Annotated in this window: 17 protein-coding genes, 1 tRNA gene, 2 rRNA genes and 1 pseudogene (1 of these 21 running past the window's edge); 9 read left to right on the plus strand and 12 right to left on the minus strand. The window is 61.3% G+C overall.

The features are described 5' to 3' along the window. Positions 1-31: 31 nt before the first annotated feature. From NKH30_RS24580 to NKH30_RS24610, 7 genes and pseudogenes are all read right to left on the minus strand, one after another. A pseudogene (locus tag NKH30_RS24580) lies at positions 32-919 on the minus strand (ABC transporter ATP-binding protein); the annotation flags it as partial. Then, complete coding sequence (locus tag NKH30_RS24585; protein WP_352767921.1) at positions 919-2,022, minus strand: ABC transporter ATP-binding protein; 1,104 nt, start codon at positions 2,020-2,022, stop codon at positions 919-921. The pseudogene NKH30_RS24580 and the gene NKH30_RS24585, both read right to left, overlap by 1 nt. Further along, entirely contained in the window at positions 2,019-2,240 is a 222-nt protein-coding gene (locus NKH30_RS24590; protein ID WP_023675179.1) for a hypothetical protein, read from the minus strand. Before NKH30_RS24590 ends, NKH30_RS24585 begins: the two co-directional genes overlap by 4 nt. Next, positions 2,237-3,196, minus strand: coding sequence for a carbohydrate ABC transporter permease (locus tag NKH30_RS24595; protein ID WP_352448403.1), 960 nt, complete (start codon positions 3,194-3,196; stop codon positions 2,237-2,239). The genes NKH30_RS24590 and NKH30_RS24595 overlap by 4 nt, the downstream gene beginning before the upstream one ends. 1 nt (position 3,197) lies before the next feature. After that, positions 3,198-4,103, minus strand: a complete 906-nt coding sequence (locus NKH30_RS24600; protein ID WP_254816733.1) for a carbohydrate ABC transporter permease — start codon at positions 4,101-4,103, stop codon at positions 3,198-3,200. Between the two features lie 74 nt (positions 4,104-4,177). Further along, complete coding sequence (locus NKH30_RS24605) at positions 4,178-5,494, minus strand: ABC transporter substrate-binding protein (protein ID WP_352448404.1); 1,317 nt, start codon at positions 5,492-5,494, stop codon at positions 4,178-4,180. Between the two features lie 357 nt (positions 5,495-5,851). After that, positions 5,852-6,547 carry a TetR/AcrR family transcriptional regulator gene (locus tag NKH30_RS24610; protein ID WP_502895683.1) on the minus strand — a complete coding sequence of 232 codons (696 nt, stop codon included), beginning with the start codon at positions 6,545-6,547 and terminating at the stop codon, positions 5,852-5,854. Between the two features lie 109 nt (positions 6,548-6,656). Here NKH30_RS24610 and NKH30_RS24615 point away from each other — a divergent pair, with 109 nt between their 5' ends. From NKH30_RS24615 to NKH30_RS24625, 3 genes are read left to right on the plus strand one after another with little or no spacing between them, the layout of a single operon-like run. Beyond that, positions 6,657-7,853: a Tm-1-like ATP-binding domain-containing protein gene (locus NKH30_RS24615; RefSeq protein ID WP_352503237.1), complete on the plus strand. Its 1,197-nt coding sequence runs from the start codon at positions 6,657-6,659 to the stop codon at positions 7,851-7,853. Between the two features lie 11 nt (positions 7,854-7,864). Further along, positions 7,865-8,704: a phosphoenolpyruvate hydrolase family protein gene (locus tag NKH30_RS24620; protein ID WP_352997398.1), complete on the plus strand. Its 840-nt coding sequence runs from the start codon at positions 7,865-7,867 to the stop codon at positions 8,702-8,704. A gap of 26 nt (positions 8,705-8,730) precedes the next feature. Next, complete coding sequence (locus NKH30_RS24625) at positions 8,731-9,147, plus strand: cupin domain-containing protein (RefSeq protein ID WP_352539467.1); 417 nt, start codon at positions 8,731-8,733, stop codon at positions 9,145-9,147. Between the two features lie 253 nt (positions 9,148-9,400). Here NKH30_RS24625 and NKH30_RS24630 read toward each other — a convergent pair whose 3' ends face one another. Both NKH30_RS24630 and NKH30_RS24635 read right to left on the minus strand, forming a co-directional pair. Beyond that, positions 9,401-9,751, minus strand: coding sequence for a hypothetical protein (locus NKH30_RS24630; protein WP_352539468.1), 351 nt, complete (start codon positions 9,749-9,751; stop codon positions 9,401-9,403). A 62-nt stretch (positions 9,752-9,813) separates the two neighbouring features. After that, on the minus strand, positions 9,814-11,019 hold the full coding sequence (locus NKH30_RS24635) for a M24 family metallopeptidase (RefSeq protein ID WP_352539469.1): 1,206 nt from the start codon (positions 11,017-11,019) through the stop codon (positions 9,814-9,816). 366 nt (positions 11,020-11,385) lie between these two features. Here NKH30_RS24635 and NKH30_RS24640 point away from each other — a divergent pair, with 366 nt between their 5' ends. From NKH30_RS24640 to NKH30_RS24665, 6 genes are all read left to right on the plus strand, one after another. Continuing rightward, positions 11,386-12,996 (plus strand): ABC transporter substrate-binding protein, encoded by a 1,611-nt coding sequence (locus NKH30_RS24640; RefSeq protein ID WP_352767932.1) that lies wholly within the window; start codon positions 11,386-11,388, stop codon positions 12,994-12,996. Positions 12,997-13,283: 287 nt separating this feature from the next. After that, positions 13,284-14,270, plus strand: a complete 987-nt coding sequence (locus NKH30_RS24645; RefSeq protein ID WP_352819704.1) for an ABC transporter permease — start codon at positions 13,284-13,286, stop codon at positions 14,268-14,270. Then, positions 14,267-15,097 (plus strand): ABC transporter permease, encoded by an 831-nt coding sequence (locus tag NKH30_RS24650; protein ID WP_352997399.1) that lies wholly within the window; start codon positions 14,267-14,269, stop codon positions 15,095-15,097. The genes NKH30_RS24645 and NKH30_RS24650 overlap by 4 nt, the downstream gene beginning before the upstream one ends. Then, complete coding sequence (locus tag NKH30_RS24655) at positions 15,094-15,921, plus strand: ABC transporter ATP-binding protein (protein ID WP_352997400.1); 828 nt, start codon at positions 15,094-15,096, stop codon at positions 15,919-15,921. Before NKH30_RS24650 ends, NKH30_RS24655 begins: the two co-directional genes overlap by 4 nt. After that, the gene (locus tag NKH30_RS24660) at positions 15,918-16,709 is read left to right on the plus strand and encodes an ATP-binding cassette domain-containing protein (protein ID WP_352997401.1); all 792 of its coding nucleotides are present in this window, start codon (positions 15,918-15,920) and stop codon (positions 16,707-16,709) included. The genes NKH30_RS24655 and NKH30_RS24660 overlap by 4 nt, the downstream gene beginning before the upstream one ends. Next, on the plus strand, positions 16,706-17,212 hold the full coding sequence (locus tag NKH30_RS24665; RefSeq protein ID WP_352474855.1) for an L-2-amino-thiazoline-4-carboxylic acid hydrolase: 507 nt from the start codon (positions 16,706-16,708) through the stop codon (positions 17,210-17,212). Before NKH30_RS24660 ends, NKH30_RS24665 begins: the two co-directional genes overlap by 4 nt. Before the next feature lie 711 nt (positions 17,213-17,923). Here the strand turns inward: NKH30_RS24665 and NKH30_RS24670 are convergent. From NKH30_RS24670 to NKH30_RS24680, 3 genes are all read right to left on the minus strand, one after another. Next, a tRNA-Met gene (locus NKH30_RS24670) sits at positions 17,924-18,000 on the minus strand. Positions 18,001-18,130: 130 nt separating this feature from the next. Further along, positions 18,131-18,245: ribosomal RNA gene (gene rrf, locus NKH30_RS24675) — 5S ribosomal RNA — on the minus strand. Positions 18,246-18,341: 96 nt separating this feature from the next. Continuing rightward, positions 18,342-20,000 (minus strand): 23S ribosomal RNA (locus NKH30_RS24680); it runs 1,140 nt beyond the window's last position.

A 20,000-nucleotide genomic window follows, 5' to 3' on the forward strand; every position in this document is an offset into this window, starting at 1 on the left:
CTCGGGGGCGCGTATTTGTTTATAACAGACAGAGATAGACGTCTTCAGGGCTAATTCCCAACACGTGGGGGCGACCGTGGGGCGCCGCGCCCGTCTTTAGCCCCCCCGAAGTCTTGGCACCCCCCGAAAACGGCAATTCGAAATTCAGCGGTGCCATCACCGCACGTCCGTTGACAAGCTTGCCGTCGATGAGGTTCATCGGCGGCGAGCCGACGAAGCTTGCCACGTAGGTGTCGCGCGGATTGTTGTAGATCTCGTACGGCGTGCCGGTCTGGACGATGCGGCCATGGTTGAGCACGCCGACCTTGTCACCCATCGACATCGCCTCGATCTGATCGTGCGTCACGAACAGGAAGGTGGCGCCAAGCTGCATCTGCAGGTTCTTCAATTCGGTGCGCAGCGCTTCGCGCAATTTGGCGTCGAGCGCCGACAACGGCTCATCCATCAGGAATACCCTCGGCTTGCGCACGATGGCGCGGCCGATCGAGACGCGCTGCATCTCGCCGCCTGAAAGCCGGTCGGTCTTGCGGTCGAGTAGATGCTCGATCCGCAGCGTCCTGGCGGCGCGGTCGACGCGATCCTTGATCTCGGCATCGGGCAGCCGGCGGATTTTCGGCTTCAGCGGAAATTCGAGGTTTTGGCGTACGGTATAGCGCGGGTAGAGTGAATATTGCTGCAGCACCAGCGCCACGTCGCGCTCCGCCGCGCCCCAATCGGCGACATCGACGCCGTCGATCAAGACCTGACCTTCGCTCGGTTTTTCCAGGCCGGCAATCATGCGCAGCGTCGTCGTCTTGCCGGCGCCGGTCTCGCCGAGCAGGACGAAGAACTCGCCATCGGCGATGTCGAGATCGAGCCCGGTCAAGGCGGTGTGGTTGCCGAATTTCTTCGAGATGTTCTTGAGCTGGATGTGGGCCATCAGAGTCTCACTCCCAGCGATTTGCCGCTCGCCGTGTCGAAGAAATGCGCGTGGCCGGGATCGATTCTGACGAAGACTCTTTCGCCGGGGCCGCCGATGAAGCCGCTCTTGGTGCGCGCACGCAGCATCTTGGAGCCGACCTTGAGGTCGACGATGTCGAAGGAGCCGAGCGGCTCGACGATCTGCGTCTCCACCGGCAAGAACCCTTCGGCTGCTTCGCGGCGGACGAGGACGCCTTCCGGCCGGATGCCGAGCGCGAGTTGGCCGCCGGCATGGCCGTTGAGCTTCGACAGCAAGGCGCGCGGGAATTCGAAACCGGCGGCCGCATCGCCGACGGTGACCGAGGCCGACGAGGCTTTCTCGGTCACCGAAGCGTCGGCGACGTTCATCACCGGGCTGCCTACAAATTGCGCGACGAAAAGGTTCGCCGGATGCGAATAGACCTCGTCCGGCGAGCCAACCTGCTGCAGCACACCTTCATGCATGATGACGATGCGGTCGGCGAGGCTCATCGCCTCGATCTGGTCGTGGGTGACGTAGATGCTGGTCGAGCCCTGCTTGATGTGCAGCCGCTTGATCTCGGCCCGCATCTCCTCGCGCAGCTTGGCATCGAGCGCCCCGATCGGCTCGTCCATCAGCATCGCCTTCGGCCGCCGCACCAAGGCTCGGCCGATCGCCACGCGCTGCATGTCGCCGCCCGACAGCGCCGACGGTTTCTTGGCGAGGAGATCGCTGATCTGCAGCTTCTTGGCGACCGAGCGAACCTCGCTGTCGATCTCGGCCTTGCTCTTGCGCGTCGCCCTGAGCGGAAAGGCGATGTTCTCATAGACGCTCATATGCGGATAGAGCGAGAACGACTGGAAGACCATGGCGATATCGCGATCGGCGGCCTTGAGGTGCTGGACCGGCTTGCCGTCGATGAGGATGTCGCCGCCGTCGATCGTCTCCAGCCCGGCAATCGCCCTGAGCGTCGTCGTCTTCCCGCAGCCCGACTGGCCGAGCAGCACGATGAACTCGTTGTCGTCGATCTTCAGGTTGAGGTCTTTGATGACCTGGACGGCGCCGAAATATTTCTGGACGCCTCGAAGCTCGATCTGGGTCAATGCTGTGCCCCCGGATTTGCCCCTTGCCCGGTGCCGGCCTTCTCCTCCGGCGCGATCTTGGAGGTGATGTTGAAGCCGATCAGGCCGATCAGGATGATGGTCACGCCATAGCTGTGCAGCAGCATGTTCCACGGCTGGCAGAGCGCGATGATACCGAGCACCATCAGCACCTGGCTGCCCGGTTCGAGATATTTCTGGTTGATGTCGCGAAAGCTCATTTGCGGATCGCTCCAAACGACATGCCGCGCAACAGGTGGTTGCGGAGCAGGAAGGTGAAGATCGCGACCGGCAGCAGGAACAGGAAGGTTCCGGCGGCAATCACCGTCCAGTCCGGCAGGCCGGAACCGATCTGGCTGGGGATGAAGGGCGGTGCTGTCTGGGCACGGCGGCTGGTCATGATCAGTGCGAAGGCATATTCGTTCCACGCCGTGATAAAGCAGAACACGGCGGTGGCGGCGATGCCGGTGGCGGCCTCGGGCAGCACGATCTTGAAGAAGGCCTCCATGCGCGTATAGCCGTCGACGAGGGCCGCCTCCTCATACTCCTTGGGGATCTCGTCCATGAAGCCTTTCATCAGCCACACCGAGAAGGACAGGTTGAAGGCGGTGTAAAGGATGATCAGGCCGATATGGGAATCGTTGAGGCCGACCGCCCGGTACATCAGGAACATCGGAATGGCGACGACCACCGGCGGCAGCATGCGTGTCGACAGGATGAAGAACAGTAGGTCCGCCTCGCCTTTTACCTTGAAGCGCGAGAACCCATAGGCGGTGAAGGTGCCCATGCCGACGGCCAGGACGGTCGAGGTTATGGCAACGATCAGTGAGTTCATGAAACGGCTCGGATAGCCCGACCACTGCACCTGGCCCTTGCCGTCGCGCACGATCTTTTCGCCCCCATTGAAGACGACGCGCTCCCACCACGGCGCAGCCGCGTACTCCTCCGGCGACGGCGGGCTGCGCAGCTGCGAACGCTTGGTAAACAACTTGACGAAGGGCGATATCTCCGGCTGGAAAACCACCGTCGGCGGAATGGTGGTGGCGAGGTTGCGCGGCTTGAACGCCGTCGAGGCGATCCAGTAGATCGGCGCCAGGAAGATGATCGTCACCAGCAGGACAGCGACGATGGCGACCCGGTTGAAGGTGATTTCGGAAGAAGTGCGGACTGCGGCCATCTCAGCGCTCCTTCACCTTGTTGAGGTATTTGACATAGATGTTGGTGATCGCCAGCACCATGATCAGCACGATGTAGGCGAGCGCGCAGGAACGCCCGGTCTGCCATTCCTGGAACGCCATCTTGTAGAGCCGGATCGAGATCAGCTCGGCCGTCGGCTGGCTGGTCAGGATGTAGGCGAGGTCGAAGGTCTTGAACGCCTCCATGGTGCGGAAGATGACCGCGATCATCAGGATCGGCGCAACCAGCGGCAGCGTTATGCGGAAGAAGGTGTAGAACGGCCCGGCCCTGTCGATCGCGGCTGCCTCGTAGAGATGCTTGGGCACGGCCGACAGGCCGGCCAGCGACAACAGCATGACGAAGGGCGACCACATCCAGATGTCGGTCAGCGCGACCGCATAGAGCGCCATTTTCGGATTCGACAGCCATTCGAAGGTGCCGAGGCCCAGCGCATAATTGATGATGCCGAAGGACGGATCGTAGAGCAGCTTCCAGAACAGGCCGACGACGGCCATCGACAGCATCATCGGCAACAACAGGAGCGTCGTCAGCAGGCCCTTGAGCGGAATGTCGCGATTGAGCAGCATGGCCACGCCGAAGCCGACGAGCAGCTGGCCGGCGACCGAGATGATGACGTATTTTGCGGTGATGGCGAAGTTGGACCAGACATAGGGATCGCTGAGCAGGTCGCGATAGTTTTGCAGCCCGACGAAATTCGCCGCCGCGCTGGTCGAGGCGCGGAAATCGGTGAACGAATAGCCCAGCGAATAGATCAGCGGGAAGATGTTGAAGACGATCAGAAACAGGATCGTCGGGATGATGAAGAGATTGCGGATCGAAATGTCGCTTAGACCGCGAGCGGCGGCCCGCGAGGACCTGTCCAGCGTGGTGATCATCGTGGTCGCCAAGACTCTGCTCCCGGTTCAAAAATCAGAAAAAGAAACGGAGGAGGCACGAACGCCCCCTCCGTGAAACTTCATACTTATTGGCCGCGGCCGTATTTCTTGAAGGTCGCGTTCCAGTCGGCTGCCAGTGCGTCCAGCGTCTCCTTGGCGGTGCCTTCGCCGCCGATCATGTAAGGATAGATGCGCTGGTTAAGCTGCTGCAGCAGTTCCGCGTATTCCGGAACCGCCCAGAAGTCCTTGACCTTGAACATGGTCTCGTAGAACGCCTTGTTATAGGGCGTGGCGTTCTGGAATTCGGGCGACTTGAGCACGGCGGCACTGCAGGTGTAGCCGCCAAGCGCTGCCCATTTCTTCTGGGTCTCGTCCTTGATGAACCATTCCAGGAACTTCGTCGCCTCTTCCTGCTTCTGCGAGTAGGAAACGATGGAGATGCCCTGACCGCCGAGTGCGGCGAACTGGTCGCCGCCAGGTCCGGCTGGATTGGCGAAGAAGCCGGTGTTCTTGGCGTTCGGGTTCGACGCCTCGTTGATCAACGAGGGGAAGAACGCGAAGTAGTTCATGCTCATCGCGGCCAGGTTTTCAGTGATCGCCTGGTTGTCCTCGACGAAGAACGACTTGGCCCAGCCCGGAGGCGTGAACTTGTAGAGTTCCTTGTAGGCGTCGAGCGCCGCGATCGCCTTGTCGGAGTTGATGAAGCCATCGACCTTGTAGGTCTTATAGTCACCCAGCTCGCCGCCAAAGGAGAACAGCGCGTTTTCGAAGCCCATCGCCATCGCGTCATAAGAATTGTCGGTGTAGATGGCGATGCCGTATTTTTTCTGGTCCGGCCGGTAGAAGAATTCGGCGATGTCGCGTAGCGCCTTGAAATCCTTCGGCACGTCGAGATCGTAGCCATACTTGGCCTTGAAGGCTTCCTTTTCCTTGGGGTCTTCGAACCAGTCCTTGCGATAGGACCAGCCGACGGCGTCGCCTTCGAGCGGAATGGCCCAGTACTTGCTGCTGCCGCCCGGATATTCGGCATAGTATTTCACCGTGGCCGGTGCCATCACTTCACCGACCTTGTGCTTGTTGAAGAAGTCGGTCAGGTCGACATAGTGGCCACCGGTCGAGCCAGCACCAAGCCATTGCGAGTCGCCGACGACCATATCGTAGGCGTCGCCATGGGCGTTGAACTCGGTGAAGGCCTTGGTCTGGAAGTCGGGCCACGGTGTGGTTTCCACCGTGATCTTGACGCCGGTTTCCTTCTCGTACTCGTTGCCGAGTTCCTGCAGGTAATTGGCCGGATCCCATTCCGCCCAGAAGATTGTAAGTTCCTTTTCCTGCGCGTAGACGGACGTTCCGCAGGCGAGCACTAGGCCGATACCAGCAAGCAAGCTGGTCATTGTCTTGCGCATAATGATTTCCTCCCTTGTGCGCATTCTACCGTTCATGAGAACCGGCATCGAGGCCGGCCCTGGTAGTCCTCCCGTGACGGCACCGTTTCGGTCTGTGAGCCTCCTCGCTCGACCGAAACGGATCTCAGCCTTCACCTTTGATCCGCTTTATTTGTCCTGATCTGGTATTACCAATTTAAGAGGAACGTCAAGCCCTTTCTTGGACGGTGGCGGACACGCAGACAAGTTGGCTTCTGCGATATCTGCCTGTTTTCCCTGAATTTTCCTACTCCTTGATACATGAATGCCTTACTTGGGCCGCTGCATCGCTAGTAGCATGAATAGCCAGGTTGAAAATCTGGTCGAACCAGATTGGCGTCATCTCACGGCGGTCGTCGGCGCGATCCCATCTCCTTCAATCATCGATTCGGTCATAGCCGCGCGCACAAGAGCGCCGGCCGCCCATTGCGCAACCGACATCATACTGCGGCTATCCAATCCCCATATATCCTTTAAAACGATCAGCACCTCAACACCGAAGATCAATGACAGCGCCTGCGCGAGCCGCTTGAATTCGCGCGGCGGCAACCGGCCTTTGAGTGGCGCGATCGCATCTTTCAAGAGATCGACGCGATGGCCGCGCGTGAAGGCAGGTTCGCCGTCAAGCGTGCCTGCCTGTCGCTGCGCCCACTGGTCGAGCGACAGTTTCAGCGCCGCCTTGAACGTCGCTTCGAAGACCTCGATGCGCGGCATGGCGGTCTCGAACAGCTCGGCGACCCGGCGCTCGGGATCGGCAGAGCTCGATTTCCACGTAAGGATCGGCCCAAGCCCCTCATCGACCACCGCCTGCACCAACGCCGCTTGGCTCGGAAAATACCGATAGGCGGTGGCGCGCGAGACCTCCGCTGCCTCCGCCACCTCGCTGACGGAGGGCGTGGCGCCCGCCTGCATCAGCTTTGTCGCCGTCTCAAGCATGAGACGCCTGGTGCGCGCGCGGGCCCCGCGCTCTACTTGGGGGTTCGGCCCTTGGCTGGCACCGTTGTCCATTGCCGCTTGTTGACGTGAGACATTCATGTCAATACGATACGCGTGTCTCAAAAAATTGCAATGGCCCTTCGCGCCGTCGAACGGCCGGGCAAAAAGGGGCGGCAGCGCCGAACACGCCCAAGACCGGGGAAACGCGATGAAGCGCATCTATGTGGTGGGCACCGCCGACACCAAGGGCGAGGAACTCGCATTTCTGGCCGATGCGGTCGCGGCTACCGGCGCTTCGATTGCCCGTGTCGACATCGGAACACGCGGCGCGACCGTGCCGGTCGATGTTTCGGCGGACGAGGTCGCCAGCCACCATTCCGAGGGTCGCAATGCCGTACTCGGCGTCGACGATCGCGGCACCGCGGTGGCGGCGATGGCTGCCGCCTTTGCCCGGTTTGTCCAGTCGCGCAGCGATATTGCCGGGATTATCGGCATTGGCGGCGGTGGCGGCACTTCGATCATCACCGCAGGCATGCGCACGCTGCCGCTCGGTCTGCCCAAGATCATGGTTTCGACGTTGGCCTCGGGTGACACCGCGCCTTACGTCGACGTCTCCGACATCGTCATGATGCCGTCGGTGACCGACATGGCCGGCCTCAACCGGCTTTCGCGTGTCGTGCTGCACAATGCCGCCCAGGCGATATCAGGCATGGCGACAAAGCCGGCGCCGCCGCCCGACGGCAAACCGTCGCTCGGCCTCACCATGTTCGGCGTCACCACGCCATGCGTGACCGCGATCGCCGATGAGCTTCGTTCGACTTATGACTGCATGGTCTTTCATGCCACCGGCACCGGCGGCCGCACCATGGAAAAATTGGCCGACAGCGGCCTGTTGTCCGGCGTCATCGACATCACAACGACCGAAGTCTGCGACTTGCTGTTTGGCGGCGTGCTGCCGGCGACCGAAGATCGCTTTGGCGCCATCGCCCGCACCGGGCTGCCTTATGTCGGCTCGGTCGGCGCTCTCGACATGGTCAATTTCTGGGCGCCGCCGACAATTCCGGAACGCTATCGCGGCCGGCTGTTCTATGAGCACAATCCAAACGTCACACTGATGCGCACCACTGCCGACGAAAGCAGAACGATCGGCGAATGGATCGGTACAAGGCTGAGCCTCTGCCAGGGTCCGGTTCGTTTCCTCATTCCGGAGAAAGGCGTGTCGGCGCTCGACATTGAAGGCGGCGCCTTCTTCGACCCTGAAGCCGATGCCGCTTTGTTCGAGGCGATCGAGCGTACCATCAAACCCGCCAAAACGCGGCGCGTGCTGCGTTTGCCGCTTCATATCAACGACCCCGAATTCGCCTGGGCTGCCACAACGGCCTTCCTCGACATCGCCAGACAGTGAGACACCAAGACATGGCCGCCATACCGCGCAAGAAAATCCTGGAGAAATTCCGCAAGATGATCGCGGACGGCGTGCCGATCGTCGGCGGCGGTGCCGGCACCGGCCTGTCGGCCAAGGCAGAGGAAGCCGGCGGCATCGACCTGATCATCATCTACAATTCGGGCCGCTACCGCATGGCCGGGCGCGGCTCGGCCGCCGGCCTGCTCGCCTATGGCAACGCCAACGAGATCGTCAAGGAAATGGCCTACGAAGTGCTGCCGGTAGTGAAGAAGACGCCGGTGCTGGCCGGCGTCAACGGCACCGATCCCTTCGTCATCATGCCGCTGCTTTTGGCCGAGTTGAAGACGATGGGTTTTTCCGGTGTGCAGAACTTTCCGACTATCGGCCTGTTCGACGGCCAGATGCGGCAGAGTTTTGAAGAAACCGGCATGGGCTTCGGGCTCGAGGTCGACATGATCGCCGAGGCTCACAAACTCGACCTGTTGACCACGCCCTATGTCTTCAACGCAGACGAGGCGCGCGCCATGACAACAGCTGGCGCCGACATCGTCGTCGCCCATATGGGGGTGACCACCGGCGGCTCGATTGGCGCGACATCGGCTAAATTGCTGGACGACTGTGTGAGCGAGATCGACGCCATCGCCAAAGCGGCACGCTCAGTGCGCGAGGATATGATCCTGCTTTGCCATGGCGGGCCGATCTCGATGCCGGACGACGCCAGATATGTTCTCGAGCGCTGCAAGGGCCTGCACGGGTTCTATGGCGCCAGTTCGATGGAGCGGCTGCCGGCGGAAGCCTCAATCGCCAGGCAGACGGCGGATTTCAAGGCGGTCACGTTCGGCGCTGCGTAGAGACCAGCAAACAGAAGGGTGGAACGATGACGGAGAACAGCAAGGTATTCGTATATCCAAAAGACGTCAGCGCCTTCGGCTTCGACTGGGGCAGGCTGTCGCTGACGGTCGCTCCCGAAGTGAACGGCGCAAAGCGATTTTCCGGTGGTGTCGTCGACCTACCGTCAGGCAAAGGCCATACGCGTCATAACCATCCGGGTGCGGAGGAGATCATCTTTGTCATCTCAGGCAATGGCGAGCAGATGGTCGAAGACGAGAAAGGCAACCCGGTCGTCGAGAAAGTCGGCCCCGGCTGCACCATCTATGTGCCGGAAAGCCGCTTCCACTCGACGCTCAATACCGGCGATGCGGCCATGCAGCTTTTCGTCGTCTATTCGCCGGCAGGGCCGGAACTGGCATTGCGGGAGTTGCCGGATTTCAGGTTGATCCCGCCGGGCAGATAATGTCACAGGCTGAGGCCAATCTTCATCGCACGAGCGACCCTTGCTAGGTTGTTAGTATCGCTTCCCAGAGCGAGCCTATCCGGCAAAGTGGGGACATCGCGCTCTGATCGGAAAGCATCCGGCGAAGGTAAGCGCGCCACCCAGTAGGACAAACAGTTTTCCGCTGCCTCCGGACCAAGCTGCCAGAGTACAAATCGAACAGCATTTTCAGGGAACATGAAGCCCGGAACTTCAGAACATGCGACCTGTTCGGCTAGTTTGCGCGGAACGTCGAAACGTTCGAAGAGCGGCAGGACAGTCGTTTGGATGTTGGCAACGATGTTCGCGATTTCAGCCTGGCGGGTATGCGGGTTTGCGATGTTCCATGTCCGCCGTCCCACTCCTTTATTGCCTTGCTGTAGACCGACGCATGCACGACGAGTTCGACGTACTCGCCGCCGACGTTCAGATAGTTTGATTGAAAGGAGATTTTGAATGCCCAGTCGCCGGCCCGACGACTCGCATGAGGACCGGTTTTCGCAAAGCGGAACGCAATCGGTTCGAACTCCATGGAGATCTGCTCGCACCCGTCGATAAAGACCTGCTTGGGCAGTTCGCGTTCCATATCGGCAAATGCTCGCTGGTGTGACCAATTGTTTGCTCGAACGAGGTAATCTCAAGAACGGGCTAGGTACCAGCGCCTAAGCCGCCCCCGCCCCTGTTCCAGCCCCGGCCCCGATCGCCGAACATGACGTAGCCGGCATCGGTCACCGCCACCGTATCCTCCAGCTTGATGAAGCCGCGCGTCGGGTGGAGCATGGTCGTCTCGACCGAAAGCACCATGTTCTTCTCCAGCGGCTTTGCGGCATAGGTGCCTTCATATGTCACCGGATGGTTGGTCATCAGGAACGGCGCTTCATGCGTGATCAGCCCCATGCCATGCGCGAAAAAATCAGTATAGGCCGCAACCTTGGATTTCTTCAGAACGCCTTCGGCATGAGAAATCATGTCACCGCCCAGCGTGCCCGCCTTGACCTTGGAGAAGGCCGCCTGCTGCACTGTCTCGATCTCGGCCAGCAAATCCTCGAGTTCGGCGTCAGGGTCGCCCAGCACGCCCATGCGGCAAAGATCGCCGATATAGCCGTGGTAGTTGCCGCCGGAATCGATCGACATCACTTCGCCCCGTTTCCACGCCTGCGGCGAGGCTGCGCGGTTGTGGCTGGAGCCTAGCGTCAACAGGCAATATTCGAAATGCGCGCCGCGATTGGTCTCCTCGCGCCTGAGATGTTCGATGATCTCGCTCTTTGTCGTGCCTTCGCGTGCCCAGCCGATGGTCGCCAGCATGGAATCGGTGATCAGCTCCGAAGCGATGCGCAGCTTTTCCAGCTCCGCCTCGGTTTTGATTGCCCGCATGCGCTCCAGCATATCAGTCGCATCGATCAGCTTGGCATCCGGCAGCGCGTTGCGGATCAGCATATAGGCGTCGGACGGCAGGAAGGCGGGCTCGATGCCGATGCGGGCATTGCCCTTGGTGATCTTTCGCAAATGCTCGACCGCCAGATTGGCGGCATCGAGCGTACCCCAGCAGGCGGCATGCAGTGTCGGCGTCCAGAATGGATGATTCTGGTGCTCGCCGCCTTCCATGCGGTTGCCGATGTAGGCGGCATGCTCCGGCCCACCTTTCTCATAGACGACGAAAGGCAGATAACGGCTGTGGCCGATTGCATCCATGGCGGCGAAGAAGATGAACTTGTAGCCGCCAAGCAGATATTGCGTGTTGTGCTTGGAGGTGGCGAGCAGCACGTCGATGCCGGCCTCCTCCATCAGCCCGTCCACCCTGGCCTGGTCGAACGGCACGCTGCCGACGGCATTCTTGCCTGGGGCAATGTTCATGTCTCTCTCCCTGAAATCCCTTAGCCGGCCGCTCGCCGGCACCGGCTTTTCCGGCTCTGAACCTCGGCTATGCTTAAATCTGCATCATTTTGCCCGATCTGGTCCAGCCAGAACGGGCGAACCAGCCCCAAAAGCTGCTCCACCTGCTGCACTTTACCCCAGCCTGGTCCTGCTAGAACCGCGCGTCGAACCGTTTTCTGTACAACTGGTCCAGCGGACGGAAATTTCAAAGCCACGTAGAGATGCGCCAATTCCGTCTTTGGCGAAACCCCGCACAAGGCCCATAATCAGCTTTGCAGGATGCTTACGAGCGTCCGAGGGGTACGGCGGACCCGGCTGGGTCCGCGGAGAGGACGGAGTTCGATCATGCCAGAGTTCACCATTTCCAGACGTACAATGCTGGCCGGTTCGGCGTTGCTGTTGGCCTCCACCGCCATGCCGACGATCGGCTCGGCGCAGACGCCGAGAAAGGGCGGACGACTGGTTGTCGCCGCCGATTCCGAGCCGCGCAATCTCAATCCGGCGATTGTCGCCTCGAACGGCGTCTTCTTCATCTCGAGCAAGATCGTGGAAACCTTGGCCGAGGCCTCCTTCGGCGGCAAGGACGGGCTCGATCCGCGGCTGGCGCTCAGCTGGGAAGGTGCCGCCGACGGCCTGTCGCTGACGTTCAAACTGCGCGAGGGCGTCAAATGGCATGATGGGAAGCCATTCACCTCAGCCGATGTCGCCTTCTCGGCGCTGCAGGTCTGGAAGCCGCTGCAGAATCTCGGCCGCACCGTGTTCAAGGATCTGGAGGCCGTCGACACGCCGGACGAAACCACCGCCGTGTTCAAATTCGCCAAGCCGACACCGTTCCAGCTGATCCGCAACGCCTTGCCGGCGCTGAGCAGCGTGGTGCCCAAGCACATCTACGAGACCGGAAAGATCGAGGACAACCCGGCCAACAACGCCCCGGTCGGCACCGGACCGTTCAAATTTGCCGAACACAAGCCCGGCGAATATTACCGGCTGGAGAAGAACACCGACTATTGGGGCAAGGACGAGCCCTATCTCGACGAGATCATCTATCAGGTGCTGCCGGACCGCACGTCGGCGGCCAGCGCCCTGGAAGCCGAAGAGATCCAGCTCGCCGCCTTCTCCGCCGTGCCCCTGGCCGATCTCGACCGCATCTCCAAAGTGCCCGGTCTCAAGGTGATCACCAAGGGTTATGAAGGGCTGACCTACCAGCTCGTCGTTGAGATCAATCATCGCCGCAAGGAGCTGGCCGACCTGAAAGTACGCCAGGCGATCGCTCACGCCATCGACAAGGATTTCGTCGTCAAGACGGTATTCCTTGGCTATGCCGCCACCGCCACTGGCCCGGTGCCGAAAAACGACCCGCAATTCTACACCGCCGACGTGCCGACCTACGCTTTCGACGTCGCCAAGGCCAACGCCTTGCTTGACGAGGCCGGCTACAGCCGGGGCGATGACGGCAAGCGCTTTTCATTGAGATTGCTGCCGGCGCCTTACTTCAACGAAACCAAGCAGTTCGGCGACTATCTGCGCCAGGCGCTCGCCGTCATTGGCATCGACGCCCAGTTGGTCAACAACGACTCTGCCGCGCACATCAAGGCGGTTTACACCGACCACGCCTTCGACCTTGCGGTCGGGCCGCCGGTGTTCCGCGGCGATCCAGCGATCTCGACCACCATCCTGGTGCAGAGCGGTATTCCCGACGGCGTGCCCTTCTCCAACCAGGGTGGCTACAAGAATGCCGATCTCGACGCCCTGATCGCCAAGGCATCGGAGACGCTCGACACCGCCGCCCGCACCGAACTCTACAAGGAGTTCCAGAGAAAAGTTGCCGCCGACCTGCCGCTGATCAACGTCGCCGAATGGAGTTTCATCAGCGTCGCCCGCGATACGGTCAACAACATCGCTAACAACCCGCGCTGGGCAGTATCGAACTGGGCGGACACTTGGCTCGCGGGGTAAGGAAGTCTCTCCAGACTTGCGTGCCGCTTGTGTGGGTGCTCAGCTTCAGCGATGAGAGCTTTTTCGCGCCCCCCTCTGTCCTGCCCTCTTTGCCACCACTTGGCATCTCCCCCACGAGGGGGGAGATCGGCTGTCATTGTCGCTTTCGCCAATCTCCAGCGTTGCAAGACGGCCGGCAACGCCGAAACTGCCAATCTCCCTCCTTGTGGGGGAGATGTCCGGCAGGACAGAGGGGGGCGCCGTAGAGGGCGGCACCGAAGACTTGGCTCTCCTATCGGCGTTGCGCCATGACCCGCGCCGTCATCCTCCTTCGCCGCCGTCTCGTCGGCAGCATCTTCGTGCTACTGATTGTCGTCATCGGCACGTTCCTGTTGCTCGAAGCCGCTCCCGGCGACGCGGTCGATGCCTACATCGTCTCGACCGGCGGCGACGCCGGCATGATCGAGCTGTTGCGTCACCGCTGGGGGCTCGACCAGTCGGAGCTGACGCGGCTCGCCAATTATCTTTGGGCGCTGCTGCATCTCGATCTCGGCCAATCGGTCACCTTTTCGCGGCCGATCCGCGATGTCATCCTCGAACGCCTGCCCAACACGCTGCTGTTGATGGGCAGCGCCACTGCGCTCTCCTTCGGCCTCGGCTCGGCGCTCGGCATCTATGCCGGCGCCAGACCCGGCAGCTTCCGCGATCGCTTCCTGTCCATCGGTTCGCTGGCGCTCTATGCCGTGCCGGGCTTCTGGCTCGGGCTTGTGCTGATCATTGTCTTCGCCGTCGACCTGCGCTGGTTTCCGATCGGCGGCATCGAGAGTATCGCCTCGGCCAAGAGCGGCCTCGATCGCGCCGCCGACATCGCCCGCCATCTCGTCCTGCCGGTTTCGGCGCTCGGCTTCATTTATCTCGCGCTCTATCTGCGCATGATGCGCGCCGGCATGGCCGAGGTGTGGCGGCAGGACTTTGTGCTGGCCGCCCGTGCCAGGGGACTTTCCCGCCGTCGCATCGTGCTCGCTCACGTCGCCCGTAACGCGCTGTTGCCGCTGGTCACCATGTTCGGCCTGCAGTCGGCGCAAATGCTGGGCGGCAGCGTCGTCATCGAGAGCGTCTTTTCCGTCCCCGGCCTCGGCCGGCTGGCGCAGGAAGCGGTGGCCGCGCGGGATACCCCACTACTGCTCGGCATTATTCTCACCAGCGCTGTCCTGGTCGTCATCATCAACCTTCTCGTCGACATCGCCTACGCCTTCCTCGATCCGCGCGTCGGCGCCAGTGAGGCCGGCGCGTGAGCCCGCTTCGCCGCTTTCTCCGGACCCCGGAAGCGATCGCCGGCGCGGTCATCCTGGCGGCGCTGTTTGCCGTGGCGCTTGCCGCACCTTTGTTCTTTCCCGGCGATCCGCAGGCCATTGCCGGGCCGGCGTTGCTGCCGCCGTTCCAGGACTGGTCGTTGCCACTCGGCACCGACCGCCTTGGCCGTGACGTGCTTGCCGAGCTCTTCCACGGCGCCCGCACCTCGCTGGCGGTCGGGGCGGCCGCAGCAGCCGTCGCCCTTGCCGTCGGCGCCGTGATCGGCACGTTGGCCGGTTTTGCCGGCGGCCTTGTCGACGAGATGCTGATGCGCATCACGGACGCTTTCCAGACCGTCCCAGCCTTTCTGCTGGCTTTGGCTTTCGTCAGCATCGTCGGGCCGTCGCTCGGCGTCGTCGTCGCTGCGATCGCGCTGGGCGCCTGGACCGGACCGGCACGCGTGGCGCGCGCCGAAGTGCTGTCGATCCGCGAGCGCGATTTTGTTGCGGGCGCCCGCGTCATCGGCATGCATCCGCTGGAGATCGCCTTTCGCGAGGTGCTCCCCAATGCGCTGCCGCCGGTAATGGCTTTGTCGTCGGTGATCGTCGCCGCGGCGATTCTCACCGAAGCGGCATTGTCCTTCCTCGGCCTTGGCGACCCCAACCGCGTAACCTGGGGCGGCATGATCGCCGAAGGCCGCGCCGTGCTGCGCACCGCGCCCTTCCTGTCGATCATTCCGGGCGTAGCGCTCGTGCTGACCGTGCTCGGCGTCTATCTCACCGGCGAAGGCGTCGTCGAGACCACGGCGATGAGGAGGAGCCTGTCGTGACGGCGCTTGCTTCGATTCGCAGTCTGACGGTGACCTATCGCCGCGACGGCGCCGAGGTGGCGGCGCTAAAGAATGTCAGCCTCGACATCCCCGCCGGCGAGCGCTTTGCCATCATCGGCGAGAGCGGTTCCGGCAAGAGCACGCTGGCGCTAGCCATTGCCGGGCTGCTGCCGGCCACTGCCAAGATCGAAGGCCGTATCGATTGGCTCTTGCGCCCGCCACCAATGTTTGGTGCCAAGGCACCTGCCGGTCTTCGCGACCATGCTCCAATCGGTGGCCGTGACATCGGCTTTATTTTCCAGGACCCATCCGCAAGTCTCGATCCGGTGATGCCAATAGGCAAGCAGATCGCGGAAGTCGCCTACACCCAACTCGGCCTCAGTTGGCGAGACGCCTATGCCAAGGCAAAAACCCTGCTCGAACGGGTCCGTCTGCCCGACCCCGATGTCGCTTTGCGTGCCTTTCCACATCAGCTCTCCGGCGGCCAGAAGCAGCGCGTGGCGATCGCCGCAGCGATTGCGGCCGGGCCGAAACTGCTGATCGCCGACGAGGCGACCAGTGCGCTGGACACCATCGTGCAGGCCGAGATTGTCGGGCTGATCCGGCGACTGGTGGCCGAGGACGGTATGACCCTGCTGTTCATCAGCCACGACATTGCGCTGGCCGCTGAGCTTGCAGAGCGCATAGCGGTGTTCCGGCATGGCGAGCTGCTCGAGCTCGATTCGACAGCCCAAATCGTCAATGCGCCGCGTCACGCATACACTCGTGTGCTGCTTGACGCTCATCTCGGCCTCGACGCCGAGCCGCTGTTGCGGCGAACATGACCAGTCCGCTGCTCGCCGTTTCCGGCCTGACCAAACGATACAGTCGCGGCGGCAAGACCATCGCCGCGGTCGACGACGTTTCCTTCCACATCGACCCCGGCGAGACGCTGGCGCTGGCCGGACCTTCCGGCAGCGGCAAGTCGACGATAGCTCGTCTAGTGCTCCGGCTCGTCGAATTCGATACCGGCAGTATCGAATTTGAAGGCAGCGATTTCCTGTCGCTGAACGGCGCTGCCTTGCGCGGCCGGCGCGCCCGTCTTCAGATGGTGTTTCAGGATCCGCTCGCCGCCTTGAACCCACGCGCCACAGTCGCGCGTGTGCTCGACGACCCCCTGCGCATCCATCACATTGCCTCCGGCCCCGAGCGCCCGCGCCGAATTGCAGCTCTGCTGGAACGCGTCGGCCTCAGCCCCGGTCTCGCCGGCCGCGCCATTCACGAGATTTCCGGCGGCCAACGCCAGCGCGTTGCAATCGCCCGCGCCATTGCCACGAAACCGTCGCTGATCGTGCTCGACGAGGCCGTGTCGGCGCTCGACGTTTCGGTTCGCGCGCAGATCCTGCAACTGCTGCTCGATCTTCAACGCGAGGAGCGCATCGCCTATCTGTTCATTTCGCACGATCTCGGCGTCGTCCGTGCCATCGCCCACCGCATGGCCATTCTGGACGCCGGGCGGATTGCCGAGAGCGGCGATGCCCGCACCGTCATCGACGCGCCGCAATCCGCGATCGGCAAGGCGCTGGTGGCGGCAGCGCCAAGACTGTCAAGGATCGAACAGGACGCATCATGACCGACGCCGAAGCCCGAGCCGAAAAACTGTCGCGCGAACTCGATTCCGCCTTCCGCAACCGTGCCGATCTCTATCGTCTGTTGCTCGACGAGCTGACCGCGGAAGTTGGCGCGGAAAAGGCTGAGGCGATCATGATCCGCACCATCGAACGGCGAGGCAGGGAGGTTGCGGCGGCGGCCTTCGCCGATTTCGGCCCCAACGACGCACCGGCGATCGGCGAGGCGTTCCTCGCCGTCAGCCCGGATGGCGGCCGCATGTATCCGACCGATGTCGAACGCGGCCCGGACCGCATCGCCTTCAGGGTCAGGCGCTGCCCGCTGAAGGACGCCTGGGTCGAAGCCGGCATCGACGACGAGAAGCTCGCCACGCTCTGCCGCATCGCCGGCGCCTTCGATCGCGGCCTGTTCGAGGCCACCGGAGTGCGCTTCGACAACGTCACCTGGACGGCGGGCCACGGTTCCGGCTGCTGCCACATCGCCTTGACCAACCGCGATGCCGGTTAGAGCTGCAGCTCGAGCCATGTCGGCGAAGAAGTAGAGTTCCGTTCCGTTGGGCAGCACGGAGCCAAAAACCCCGGCGCCATAAGGCAAGCGGGGATTTTGATGTGTGCATTGCAGGGAGTTCGTGCGGACAGTATCTGCCTCGGTGTCCCGCTGTGTCGGCTTCGTTGCTAAGTGTCCGGGTTGCTACGTGTCCGGCCGGACGCGTCTTTGTGGGTTCATGGCTGTGGCCTCGAGCCACGGCAATCAAATCAATCCGAGATTTTGTCGGATTGCGGCATCCTTGTTCGTCTTCTGTAGGGGAGTTCCTGGAGGTGAACTATGAGCGAATTGCCGGTGGTCAAAACGCGACGCAAAGGCAAGACCCTTACGCAGAGCATGCTGATCCCAACCGAGAAAATGGTCGCTGACGAACTCCGGGCTGCAGGACCTGGCCACCTTTCGGACCTAGCAGAGTTACGACGTAAGCTCGCGGCAAAATACGGAGCAGACGCCTGCTGCCCAGTGACTGTGCGGCGGCACCTGGTGCATATCAGTCAAGACGGCAGCGCGCCCTTTTGGCGCGTCGTAAATCTCGATCGGCCATTCGCCCGACGTATGAGAGGTGGATCGGAGCACATACGCGAAAAATTGGCCGCGGAATGCTAAAGTGTCCTGTCGCCGTACTTCAGCGCATACGAAAACGGCCCGCACAAGGCGGGCCGTCTTCGAATTTGGTTGCGGGGACAGGATTTGAACCTGTGACCTTCAGGTTATGAGCCTGACGAGCTACCGGGCTGCTCCACCCCGCGTCAACCCTAGAAGTAAGCCTTGGCTCACTGGATTCAAGCTTCCGCCAAATGAAAGGGCCGCTTGCGCGGCCCGATATCCCGTTGGCGGGCCTGTTCGTAAGGAGAAGATTAAACAACGTGCGCTTGGCAGACCTGGCAGCGACCTACTCTCCCGCGTCTTGAGACGAAGTACCATCAGCGCTGGAGCGTTTCACGGCCGAGTTCGGAATGGGATCGGGTGCAGCCGCTCCGCCATAACCACCAGGTCGGCAAAACGCACGTTGCTCGAGAAGCTGTTTTCTGTGCCATCCATCTCGGCGCAATCCAAGGATTGTCACCAGAAATGGGCATTAGGAATGAGAACGATCAAGCCGATCGAACTATTAGTACCGGTAAGCTTCAAGCGTTGCCGCTCTTCCACACCCGGCCTATCAACGTGGTCGTCTTCCACGGTTCTCAGGGAATACTCGTTTTAAGGTGGGTTTCCCGCTTAGATGCCTTCAGCGGTTATCCCGTCCGGATATAGCTACCCTGCTATGCGGCTGGCGCCACAACAGGTCCACCAGAGATCCGTCCATCCCGGTCCTCTCGTACTAGGGACAGATCCTTTCAATATTCCTACACCCACGGCAGATAGGGACCGAACTGTCTCACGACGTTCTGAACCCAACTCACGTACCGCTTTAAATGGCGAACAGCCATACCCTTGGGACCTGCTCCAGCCCCAGGATGCGATGAGTCGACATCGAGGTGCCAAACAACCCCGTCGATATGGACTCTTGGGGGTCATCAGCCTGTTATCCCCGGCGTACCTTTTATCCGTTGAGCGATGGCCCTTCCACGCGGGACCACCGGATCACTATGACCGACTTTCGTCTCTGCTCGACTTGTCAGTCTCGCAGTCAGGCAGGCTTATGCCATTGCACTCAGCGAACGATTTCCGACCGTTCTGAGCCCACCATCGCGCGCCTCCGTTACTCTTTAGGAGGCGACCGCCCCAGTCAAACTACCCACCATACATTGTCCCGGACCCGGATAACGGGCCGCGGTTAGACATCCATAGTGATAAGGGTGGTATTTCAAGGATGGCTCCACCTGAGCTGGCGCCCAGGTTTCAAAGCCTACCACCTATCCTACACATGCCACTACGAATGCCAATGTAAAGCTATAGTAAAGGTGCACGGGGTCTTTCCGTCTAACCGCAGGAACCCCGCATCTTCACGGGGAATTCAATTTCACTGAGTCTATGCTGGAGACAGCGGGGAAGTCGTTACGCCATTCGTGCAGGTCGGAACTTACCCGACAAGGAATTTCGCTACCTTAGGACCGTTATAGTTACGGCCGCCGTTTACTGGGGCTTCGATTCAGAGCTTGCACCCCTCCTCTTAACCTTCCAGCACCGGGCAGGCGTCAGACCCTATACGTCGTCTTGCGACTTCGCAGAGCCCTGTGTTTTTGATAAACAGTCGCTACCCCCTGGTCTGTGCCACCCTCCCATGCTTGCGCATGAAAGGGTCACGCTTCTTCCGAAGTTACGCGTGCAATTTGCCGAGTTCCTTCAGCATAGTTCTCTCAAGCGCCTTGGTATACTCTACCAGTCCACCAGTGTCGGTTTCGGGTACGGTCTATAAGGAGGAGCTATTTCCTGGAACCACGCAGCAGCCCTTTCAATCCGATAAGATTGGACTACCTCAATGATCCGTCACTTCCTCCAGGCCCACGAATATTAACGTGGTTCCCATCGTCTACGCATTTCTGCCTCGACTTAGGGGCCGGCTAACCCTGCTCAGATTAGCTTTAAGCAGGAACCCTTGGACTTTCGGCGGGGGAGTCTCTCACTCCCCTTACGTTACTCATGTCAGCATTCGCACTTCTGATACCTCCACCACCCCTCACGGGTATGGCTTCATCAGCTTACAGAACGCTCCGCTACCGCTTGCATTGCTGCAAACCCTAAGCTTCGGTGTATGGCTTTAGCCCCGTTACATTTTCGGCGCAAAGACCCTTATTTAGACCAGTGA

The sequence above is a fragment of the Mesorhizobium sp. M1273 genome (assembly GCF_040318195.1).
GTDB lineage: Bacteria > Pseudomonadota > Alphaproteobacteria > Rhizobiales > Rhizobiaceae > Mesorhizobium.